At 40.8% G+C, this 10,514-nt stretch carries 9 protein-coding genes; 3 read left to right on the top strand and 6 right to left on the bottom strand.

What is annotated here, in order from left to right:
* Nucleotides 1-169: IS3 family transposase (locus ACSLGF_RS01525; RefSeq protein ID WP_456001800.1), on the top strand; the 169-nt coding region annotated here is incomplete at its 5' end.
* A 53-nt stretch (nucleotides 170-222) separates the two neighbouring features.
* Here the strand turns inward: ACSLGF_RS01525 and ACSLGF_RS01520 are convergent.
* The 4 genes from ACSLGF_RS01520 to ACSLGF_RS01505 all read right to left on the bottom strand — a co-directional run bounded on the left by ACSLGF_RS01520 (nucleotide 223) and on the right by ACSLGF_RS01505 (nucleotide 5,723).
* Nucleotides 223-603: a sporulation protein gene (locus ACSLGF_RS01520; RefSeq protein ID WP_456001797.1), complete on the bottom strand. Its 381-nt coding sequence runs from the start codon at nucleotides 601-603 to the stop codon at nucleotides 223-225.
* Nucleotides 604-876: 273 nt separating this feature from the next.
* The gene (locus tag ACSLGF_RS01515; protein WP_456001764.1) at nucleotides 877-1,785 is read right to left on the bottom strand and encodes a trypsin-like serine peptidase; all 909 of its coding nucleotides are present in this window, start codon (nucleotides 1,783-1,785) and stop codon (nucleotides 877-879) included.
* Nucleotides 1,786-1,979: 194 nt separating this feature from the next.
* Complete coding sequence (locus tag ACSLGF_RS01510; protein WP_456001761.1) at nucleotides 1,980-5,123, bottom strand: bifunctional cytochrome P450/NADPH--P450 reductase; 3,144 nt, start codon at nucleotides 5,121-5,123, stop codon at nucleotides 1,980-1,982.
* Between the two features lie 21 nt (nucleotides 5,124-5,144).
* Nucleotides 5,145-5,723 carry a TetR/AcrR family transcriptional regulator gene (locus tag ACSLGF_RS01505; protein WP_456001758.1) on the bottom strand — a complete coding sequence of 193 codons (579 nt, stop codon included), beginning with the start codon at nucleotides 5,721-5,723 and terminating at the stop codon, nucleotides 5,145-5,147.
* Nucleotides 5,724-6,203: 480 nt separating this feature from the next.
* On the opposite strand from ACSLGF_RS01505, the gene ACSLGF_RS01500 reads away from it, so the two are divergent.
* The gene (locus tag ACSLGF_RS01500) at nucleotides 6,204-6,791 is read left to right on the top strand and encodes a DUF6944 family repetitive protein (protein WP_456001755.1); all 588 of its coding nucleotides are present in this window, start codon (nucleotides 6,204-6,206) and stop codon (nucleotides 6,789-6,791) included.
* Nucleotides 6,792-7,034: 243 nt separating this feature from the next.
* Here the strand turns inward: ACSLGF_RS01500 and ACSLGF_RS01495 are convergent, their stop codons facing one another.
* On the bottom strand, nucleotides 7,035-9,251 hold the full coding sequence (locus ACSLGF_RS01495) for an RNA ligase (protein WP_456001752.1): 2,217 nt from the start codon (nucleotides 9,249-9,251) through the stop codon (nucleotides 7,035-7,037).
* A gap of 110 nt (nucleotides 9,252-9,361) precedes the next feature.
* On the opposite strand from ACSLGF_RS01495, the gene ACSLGF_RS01490 reads away from it, so the two are divergent.
* Nucleotides 9,362-9,553 carry a hypothetical protein gene (locus ACSLGF_RS01490; protein ID WP_456001749.1) on the top strand — a complete coding sequence of 64 codons (192 nt, stop codon included), beginning with the start codon at nucleotides 9,362-9,364 and terminating at the stop codon, nucleotides 9,551-9,553.
* Between the two features lie 12 nt (nucleotides 9,554-9,565).
* Here the strand turns inward: ACSLGF_RS01490 and ACSLGF_RS01485 are convergent, their stop codons facing one another.
* The gene (locus ACSLGF_RS01485) at nucleotides 9,566-10,474 is read right to left on the bottom strand and encodes a DMT family transporter (RefSeq protein ID WP_456001746.1); all 909 of its coding nucleotides are present in this window, start codon (nucleotides 10,472-10,474) and stop codon (nucleotides 9,566-9,568) included.
* Nucleotides 10,475-10,514: the final 40 nt, after the last annotated feature.

Genomic DNA, 10,514 nt, shown 5'->3' with positions numbered 1-10,514 from the left:
TCATTCCTCACTAAAGTCTGAAACGTTCTATCTTAACAGCATTGATCGAACGACGACCACCATCGTAGAACGCACTGTCAAAGAATACATTTATTATTATAACAACATTCGTATTCAAACGAAACTAAACAGCCAATCACCGATAAACTATCGGCAATTGGCTGTATAAAGGTGTTTTGATCCCTGTCTCAAAAACGGGGGTCAGTCCCCTCTTCCCCAGTTTTATTTCACAATAAATAAAATTCTTTTCCCATCAGGATAGCCGCTTATTTGGTGTCCGACCCATGAGCCTGCTCCCCTATTATCTGATGGACTGACATATTGAACACTTGCACCCTTTCCTCCCTCAAGACAAACCGCCATCGGCCATTCATCCCGGTCAAAGCCAGGCTTTGCGGGAATTCCTTTTAACGATTCTTGCCTGCGGACATCTGCCCCGTTTCGGTCAATGGTACACACATCTGGATGCCCTTTTCGAATGGCTTCTTGAATATGACTGCCTGTTTCAGGATACCGTTCCTTTGGAAATTGAATGACATGATCATAACGATCTGCCCCTTTTGCCGCCTGATCCTCTCCAAATCCACTTAATAACGCACCCATCCATATCACAAAGCATAGGACGACAGCAGTGAACCAGCCTCTCCTCATCTTCAAAAGCTTGTGACCTCCTCATACTTCTTCAGGCATGATCTTGACTTTAAGGAAATGAGTCATTTTTAATGTATGAGTGGTTAACGGATGACATGTGAAAAAAATGATGAGTATGAGCCACTTGATGAATCTCTCAGATTAGAAAAATAGAAAACCAGCAAATTCTGTTCAAAACAAAAAGGCTCGTCCCCTTTGAAGGAAACAAGCTTTATGCTCTATTTTTTATTGCGCTTTCGCATAGTTGACAAATTCAACAAAGGCTGCTGTAGCTTTTGGACCACCATTGATCGTTCCATTTGAATAGCCTGCGTTATGAACCCCGACGATTTGTTGGTTCTGATCCAGCATCGCAGAACCTGAATTTCCGCTAAACGTATCAATCGTATAGTATGCTAGATTCATATCTTCTCTCGTCACAGGACCTGACATCTCCCACTGTGACACCTTGCCAGTCGACCTCATTTTATCTCCTGGATATCCAGAAATTTTAATCGTTGTTCCAGTCAGATTTGTCACCTGACGGATGGAGCGGTAACCGACCGTATTTCCGATGTTCGTATCTGTTTTAATGACGGCAAAGTCATATTGGCTCGCACCTGTATTGATATATCCGCTTGGCACATAGAATTCAATCATGTTTGCTGAGCCGTTCACGGCCGTACTATCATTCATGCCTGGATACACAGACCCTTTTGCACTATAGCTTCTCGATGCTGTATTGTACACGCAGTGTCCGTTTGTCAAAATTTTGTTGGGGGCAATGAGTGTACCAGTACAGCTGGACCCGCCAAATGTAATATAAGCAATCGAATTGTATGGCGCAACTCTTGTGTTTGCTACTTTTGTTCTACCATCGTCTCCAATGACTACTTTTATTTGAAAGTCTTTTAAATATTTTGTTAGTGGTTTTACTTTTTCGCCAACAGTAGAAGAAAGATCATCCACTTTGTCAAAGGATGAGGGGGCTTTCGTATCATTGTGGAAATCACTTGAAGAGATTACCTTACCATCAGAAGTCACCATATCATAATCAGACGTTAGTACTGAATCCGAGGAAGCATGGGCAAAACTAGGCACACTTAAAGCACCAAAAACAAGTAGAGAAGGGATTAACATTTTCACCTTTTTCATCATATTCCTCCTTTATGTCCTATATCAAAAATCATACGATTGTTTCATATTGGAGTAAATGAGAGAATATTCTTATTTTTTACAAAATATTTCATTTTTAAATTAGGTGTTTTGTATCTTCCCAACATTCATTCTATCTACCTCTTTCTATGTAAACTGAAAAAAACCGCCAAATTGGCGGTTTTCGCTGTTTGTTAGCTCCATACATCTTTTACATATCTATTGTCATTCGAAAGTGATGTCAGCCAATTTTCAGCTGTTTCTTTCGAGCACTGTTTCACGGCTTGATACAGATCGACAAGTGTCGCCTCTACATCTGGTGCCATGACTTTTCCATCCCCGCAAATATACAGATACGCACCTTGATCAAGTAATTCAATAAGCATGTCGCCATCCTCTTTCATCAAGTGCTGGACATACACTTTTTGCTCATCGTAACGAGAGTAAGCCCTGTGGATGGTGACAACTCCTTTTTGCTCTGCCAGCTGCATTTCGTCAAAATACAGATCATCTTCATGAGGGTGACGGCAGCCAAAGTAAAGATGGGCTTCACCAAGTTGTTTTCCTTCATGCTGCCACACTTCTCTTGCCTGAACAAACCCTCTAAATGGGGCAATTCCTGTTCCTGGTCCGATCATGATCATCGGTACTTCAGGTGAAGGCGGCAGCTGGAATCCTTCCTGCGCTTCATGCAGGAAGCAGGCCACTTCTTCTCCTTCTTGCAGATCACATAAATAGTTTGATGCGACCCCGGCGTATTCTCCGCGGCCACTCCACGCTTCGCCTTTCACAACTGCTACTGTGATACTGACCCTTTCTTCATCTATCTTTGGTGAGCTAGAAATCGAGTAATAACGCGGCTTCAAACCAGGTAAAAGCGCCAAAAAGTGTACAAAGGGCAGCTCACACGCTTCATATTGATCTAATAAATCCAGCATGGTCACTCGCTTCTTTAATATGGATTCTTGATAGGATTCACCAGCCATTTGTTCAAGTTCTATTCGGTGAGGCGGACATACTGTATATTTTGCGAGCTCTCTTAGCTGCGTACGTGTCGCAGGCTCTTGAAGCTCAACATGTGACGCGAGTAGTTCTCTGATTTGAACCGGCTGATCTAATGGTAAATGACTTGCCTCTTTTTCAGAAGAAAGCTTAATATGCTGCTGAGGATCTAATTTAAAGCGATTGGTCACCCGCTGAACGAGTGCATCACTATTTTTCGGTACAATCCCGATATGATCCCCTTCTTTGTATTGTTTCCCTTCAGGCAATTTCAGTTCAATATGCCTTGTTTGCCGCGGGCTTTTTTCAGATTGTAATTCTGTATTTCTCAAGACAACAGCTGAAAAGGCACCATATGTTTTCGCCACAGGACGTTCCACTAACTCATTCGTATAAGCAACTGATAAATTTGGCTTTTCCTGATTTTTCTCTTGGAAAGTGATATTAAATTCTTTTGCAAGCTCTTCGAAAACAGTCTTCTGGAATATTTCTTTATCTTCATCCATGTCACCGCCTGCATCGCCTTCGCCTAAATCAGCAACACGCTTCGCTCCTTTTCTTTCAAGTGCCTCATCAATGAGACGCGGAATACGCTGATACGTACTCGCCCAATTTCGATCTCCACATCCAAAGACTGCAAATGTCACGTTTGATAAATCCTGCTCCTCATCCTGCGTCACCCAATCCACAAATTGTTTCGCATGTTCAGGCGCATGTCCGTTGTAGGAAGCCGTCACGATCAATACAGCGCCTGAAACTGGTAATTGGCGTGTATAGTCATCAAGTGGTGCAGTGGTTACGTCAAACCCTTTTGCTTTTCCGTCTTCAGCAAATTCGTTTGCCATTTGCTGCGCTGTGCCAAGATTTGATCCATACAAGACAAGCAGAGGTGTACCGTGACTGGCCACTTTTGACTCATCAGATGCAGTGCTTTTTTTCGCTTCCTCTTTCGGAGGTGCCATAAAGAATTGCTGCTTCCTTGGCCGCACTTTGATTTTAAAATCGTTTGGCTTAATCGTCAGAGATTCTTTTAAATCAAGTTCATATGATGTGTGATCAATCAATTCCAGATTGTGCAGAACCATAGCCAGAACCATAGTGGCTTCATGAAGTGCGAATTGCATACCAATACATGCACGCTGGCCGTTCCCAAAAGGCTTATAGGCATGCTGCGGGATTTTTTCAGGATTCATAAACCGCTCTGGTTTAAATTCTTCTGCATCCTCTCCCCAAACCGCTTGATCACGGTGTAATTTAGGAAGCAGCACAGTCACACTTTGGTTTTTCTCAATCGGATATTCCCCTCCGATCACTGTGTCTTCTTTAGCGTAAAGTGAGAAAGAAGGGGCAGTCGGCCAAAGTCGAAGTGCCTCATTTAACACCATACGGGTGTAGCTTAGCTTTTGTACCTGCTTAAATGTCGGCAGCCCGCCTTGCAGCACATCATCTGCTTCTTGAACGGCTTTCTTTAATTTATCTGGATTCTTTAGTAAGAAATAAATCGCAAATGATAGCAGACCGCTTGTCGTTTCATGCCCCGCTATTAAGAAGGTAATAATCTGATAACGGATATTTTCATCTGACAGACGCTCACCTGTTTCAGGATCCGTTGCATGCAGCATAAGGGACAGCAAATCATCGCCCGTTTCATCTTGTTTTTTACGTTCTTTAATAATGTCATCTACTAACTGTTTCATGAAGTCGACATTATGCTCAAATTCTTTTCTTCTTTTGATCATTAACTTATCTGCAATCGGCCATCTCTTCGATTGGTCCATCGCTTCATTTAAGCCTTTCAGCATGCTTTCGATGAATGGATGCTGATTTTCTTTATAAAAGCTGTTAAATCGAAAATCAAAACCGCAAAGCCCGATCGTATCTAACGTAAGCTTTGTCATATCCTCTGCTACTTCAATTTCTTCATCAAGGCCTGATCTTTGCCATTTTTGCACAAGCTGCGTTGCAATATCGAGCATCATCTCGTGATAGCCCTTTATGGCCTGCTGGCTAAACGCCGGCATCAAGATTTGATGAGCTTTTCTCCAGTTCGGTTCTTCTGTCCAGCTCGTAAATAACCCATCCCCTGCAAATGCTCTTGCTTTATCGAGACTAATCCCAATGTATTTATCAAAACGGCTCTCATCACATACTTCTTGAGCAAGCTCATGACTGGAAACAAAAACACTAGTTGTTTCTGAAAATTCAAATTGAAAGATCGGTCCAAGCTCATCTGCCAGCCGCCAAAAAGTTTGAGAAAGCTCTCCCTTTTTCAGCAGGGGAATATTTTTTAACGGTCCGTATGTTTTTGGTTTTGGAATGATTGATGTTTGTTGCATGTTCCCACTCCCTTTATTTCATTATGATGCAACGCTAATGGCGCGCCATAAACATTGCTCAATTTCCTCTAAAAATTCAATCGTTGGCTCTATTTCTTCTGCAAGGATCTGTTTATGAAGCTGTACAAAGGCACCAAATACAATCGATAAAATGGTTCTACCAGAGAGATTTGGGTGAATCCCATCCTTCTTCCCTTCTTCAAAGATGTGAAATAGTTCATTTAATAAATGCTGCATTTTCTCTTTGCTCGTCTCATCTAAGTAATGTGACCGTTTATCAATTTCTAAAAAATAAAGACCGCTTGGATTCTCCTTTGTAAACAAAACCAAGCAATAAAATACATGCTTGAAGTAAGCCCTAATACTTGTCTTTGGATCTGGACTGTTTTTGTTCATTTTTTCGATAAATGCAGTGAGGCTGCGCTGGTACAAAATATTGACGAGTGCTTCTTTGCTATCGAAATACCGATAAATGGTACCTGCTCCGACGTTGGCTCTTTTTGAAATCATCGGCATCGTGGTGCCATCAAAGCCTCGTTCAATAAATAAGTCCAGTGAAGCCTTCATGATCTGCTCTTGTTTATCAGGAGCTGCTGGCATTTTATCCCCCTCCTCTCGCTTTAGGAATGAATGTTCATTCCGCATGGGGTATATTATATTAATATTTTAATTTCTTCTATTTATACTTAAACACACTTATTTTACCCCGTCACCACATTTTCTGAAAATAATAATAATTGAGAAATGATACCTAGTTACATTGCATCCAAAGGACTTATAAATATTGGCAGTTTTGTGACATACGGGTGTCCTCAGCACTACACATTCATTCCTGATCGATTGGAGAATGAATGTGATCATCATAGGCATCAATATATACCTCCCTTTACTTGCGTGGACGGCGTATCCTCATGTACCCATTACAACATCATGATAAGCTTTTTTGTTTCATTCAATGGTTTCTTTAATGGAAAGCATTTTGACCTTCACTCCTTTCCTTTGTTCAGACTATATTATTAAACAAGGGCATTCAAAAAGGGTGATTGTTGCCAGTTAATCTACAACAATTTGAGGTGGAACATGTGTAATGATGATGAGTACAAGGTTTTAACAGGAGCTTGGATTGATGCGCTTGGTACAATCATTTCTGCAATTGCAGAAATCAGATCTTTAGCAGGAATGAATGAAATCAATAATAAACTTGTAGCAATCGGTGAAGGTCTGCAAGCAGTCGGATCTTTTGTTATAGCAATAGCGCCTGAGGAGAATTCTTATGCTTTTACTGGAAACTTAATTGATGGTGCTGGTGCATCAGCAAGCTCATTAGCTGCTTATTTACAAGATGTTGAGGGTGAAAATTCAGATAATCTTCGTCTAGAGATACTTGGTGATTCCTTTCAATCGATTGGTGCCTCTATCGCTGCTACTGGAGATTATATCATTGGAGAGCAACTGTTTGCTGTTGGTAATTCGATTCAAGCATTAGGTGCTGGTTTAGAAGCAATTGGTGGCGTTTATGAATTAAAAAACAAGGAAGAAAAAGCACAAATTCTATCCACTCTGGGGGCTATTTCACAGGCAATTGGTTCAAACTTTGTTGCCCTTCTCTTAACTGATGAGTTCATAGTCAGCAACATATGTCCATATAAAGAGACTTGGAGGGGCTAGAAATAGACCTATATATTGAGACTACTTGCTCGCCGCTTATCCTCTTTAAGCCATTTCAACCTTCCCTGATCCATATCGCTTTGAAGAATATGAAAACTCTTTTTTTATCAAAATATCAACACTTTTAATGATCTTTTTTTCTGCATATTTTCTGCACATAATAAGAGAAAGGACTAAAACAAAGATTATTTTAGCCCCTCTAGCAACTATCTCAGCTTTTGTTTAGAAAGACTCTTTTTTACACTATGCATTTATTTCGTCATGATTCAATTGGGCAGCTTCAGTTTGCTCAAATTGTGATCGCAGCTCAATAATTGAGTGGTTTCTCACATTCTCTGGATCCTGCTCAAGCAGCCACGTATAAAATCTTGCTTGCTCCGCCGTTTGCAAAGCCTGCATATATTTTTGTGTGGAACGTTTCTCGGCGACACGCTGCTTAATAGCACGCATCTGCTTCCAGAATTGATAATAAGGAAGCTTGAGCTTAGTCATAAAGCCTCTATCATCCTCAATGACATATCCCTCTTCTTTAATCGAGTCGTCATGAGATACTGCCTGATACCATTTATAAAAAGACGTCCAATCCTGGAACGCAGCCACTTTTTGCTTGCATGACATTCCAAGCTGTTCACTTAATCTTTTCACTTCAGCGAATGGTGCTTTTTTATAGCTCAGCTGCCGCTTCACAATATCAAGTAAAATAAGTTGATCTTGATCATATGTGATAATATGTGGATCTTTCTCTGGCAAAATGACTTCAAACACAAGAGATACATTGTTGTCACGTACGTATGATTTGATGTAGTCGACCTGCACATCGTCAAAGGTTGCATAAAATAGCTCTTCGACCCAGGAAGCATGCGGATTTTGCTTCACATGTGATGTATACGATTTGGACGTAAACACCAATTCATTTTCCATTTCGTTATACCCAACAGTTCCTAAGTATCCATTTGCTTTATCATATGCGGTGACAGGGAATTGAATGTGATTCACTAAATGCTGCATTCTTGTCTCAGGACGCTCATCAATGTTAAAAAATTTATTATAGCTTCTAGAAACAATCTGCTTTGAAGCCATATTGACAAACAAACCTCTTGCCTTCACATTCACGTCGTCCCATTGCCGTTCACTAAAAGCCTTTTTCGTGAAATTAAAAGATGAAATATGGTGCGGCAGCTTTAATTCCTGTACATATTCATGCTGATCTAAGTGAGCTAAAAAATCCTCCAGCGAAATATCTGGTTGAACAGAGACCGATTGTTTTTTCTCAGAGGCTCTATATACAGGATTGTCAATTTCATGTGTCTCAATCCCGTCAGCTGTGATTTTCAATACCCGCAGCTGTCCGCCAAATTCAACCTGACCTTCGAGGTTATAAGACCTTTCTGCTGCTTGAATAGGCAGCCTGTATAAATTGCGATGCCCGTGAATTTGAATGATATCTAATCCAGCTGTGTTTTGAACGAATAAGTGGTCTATGTCATCTGAATATTCCCCTACTCCGTGAATAAGCTGCTGGGTCGAGACATGCAGAAGCTCTTCTGGCAAATGAGCAAGCCCGCCATGGGTGACAAGATATGTCTGGCCATGGTACGTAAAATAAGTAAGCTGATGAAATGTTCTGACAAACTTTCTTACTTCTTTTAAATCAAAGTCTCCTGCTTCGATTTCAGGCGCAGTATGACGGTTAAACATGTTGCTTCTTACTTTTTCGCCATGTGCAAACCGGTATAAATGCTGATCATGATTGCCTTCGATCACAATGACATTCCGGCATTCTCTATGTGCGAGCATCCATTCTAAAACTTCCTTGTTTTCTATTCCTCTATCAAGCAAATCACCTGCAAAGATATAAAGTTCGTTTTCTTTGATGTCCCCTTGCAAATAGGTGTTAAGGGCTGTATGACAACCGTGAATATCACCGAAGACATGAATGGCCTCATATTGATCAAAGGATCGAGGCTGATAGGTCATCACATGCGGATATTCCTCTGGCTGCAAAACAGTCACCCATGACGGTACCTTTTCTGTTTTTAACCGTTCGTTCATTTGGTACAAAACAGACTCCCTCACAACTTTGTGCGGTTCGCGTGAGCGATTTTGCAGAAGGGCTGTTTCAAGTGGTACTTGCGTGAAATCGACGACATACACCCTGTAACGATACGTAGTGGCTAACGACTTATATTGAGAAATCGACTTGCTTATGACATGTGTCGCATCAATCACAGTAAAATCTCCACGTTCCATTCGGGCTGTGAGTAAATCAAATAATAAAGACCAGACTTTATGATCATGCTTGCTTGTAATCTCCGGTTTCCCATTGACTGATAACTGCGGCGGCTGGGTCAACAAACGGATCTGATCAGCTGATAAAGTATATGGCTCTAAGCCTTGCTCTTTGATCCAAGTTGACTTACCTACACCTGGGAGACCTCGTAAAAGGACTAAAGTTCTCATATTGGTTCTCCTTTAATGAGTGATATTTTACCTATTATAGATAAATTATGAATAAATCTCAATCCTTTATTGATTATGGTAATATATAGATAGAGGGGGAGGTTTTACGTATGTCTAATGGAGAGAATGTTGCATTCAATATTGGAGATATCATATTTCAAGTGATTTCTCTTCTATTCATCGCATTTATCGTGACAATCATGATCATCGCGTTTCGAATGATCAGAAAGAAACGTATGGAGTTGAAGAAAGTCGAGGCTAGATTAAACCAAGTCATTGAAAAAAATCATTTAAAAGAGTAAAAAATCCGGAGATTAACCGGATTTTTTTGTTTTCATCACGATCCCTTGACGCTGCTGCATCAAAAAGAAAAAGACACCTAAAAGGACAAGCAGACCGCCTAACATTTGAAACAGTGTGACTTTCTCTCCAAGCAGCCATACAGCAAGTATCGTGGCCCCAACGGGTTCGCCGAGAATACTCATTGAAATGGTTGTCGCATTGACATAGGTTAATAGCCAATTGTTAATGACATGAGACATGGTGGGAATAATGGCGAGCAATAAAAAGATTCCCCATTCTTTTCCCGGATAGCCTGTGAAAGAAGTGTGCTGAAGCAGGTTGAAAAGAATTAAAAAAAGGCCGGCAAAACCAAATACACAAAAACTATAAATCCAATGAGATATTTTTCTCACAGCCTGTTGGCCTATTAATAAATAACAAACAACTGCGATCACACTTAAAAAGGATAAAATATCTCCTACGATTGCCTCTTGGCTATGACCTATATCTCCCCACCCAATCATCAGTGCACCAACAATCGCCGCACACATCGTGAATATAGCAGACATCGTTGTTCGTTCACGGAAAATGAGAAATCCACCTAACAGGGACACCATCGGCTGAAGAGCGATGATAATCGTAGAGCTTGCCACTGTGGTCAGCTTCAGTGAGCCAAACCACAACACAAAATGGAGCCCTAAAAAAAAACCTGACATACATAAGAAAAACCAGTCTCTACGCTTAATCGAGAGAAACTCTTTTTTCCGCGGCAGGATAAACGGAAGCATCAAAACAGCCGCCAAGATCATTCGATACATACTTAAAATAGCAGCAGGAGCACTTGACCATTTCACAATAATTGCAGAGAACGAAATGGCAATAATTGAAATTACAAGCGGCACTGCGATTGACTTCTTTGGAGCAGTTGTATTTATTTCCATAAGCAGCTTCCTTTACATCAGCAGTAGATGAGCTTCTCAC

It is taken from the genome of Bacillus sp. A015, assembly GCF_053851875.1.
This window is presented reverse-complemented; position numbering and strand designations above follow the sequence as displayed.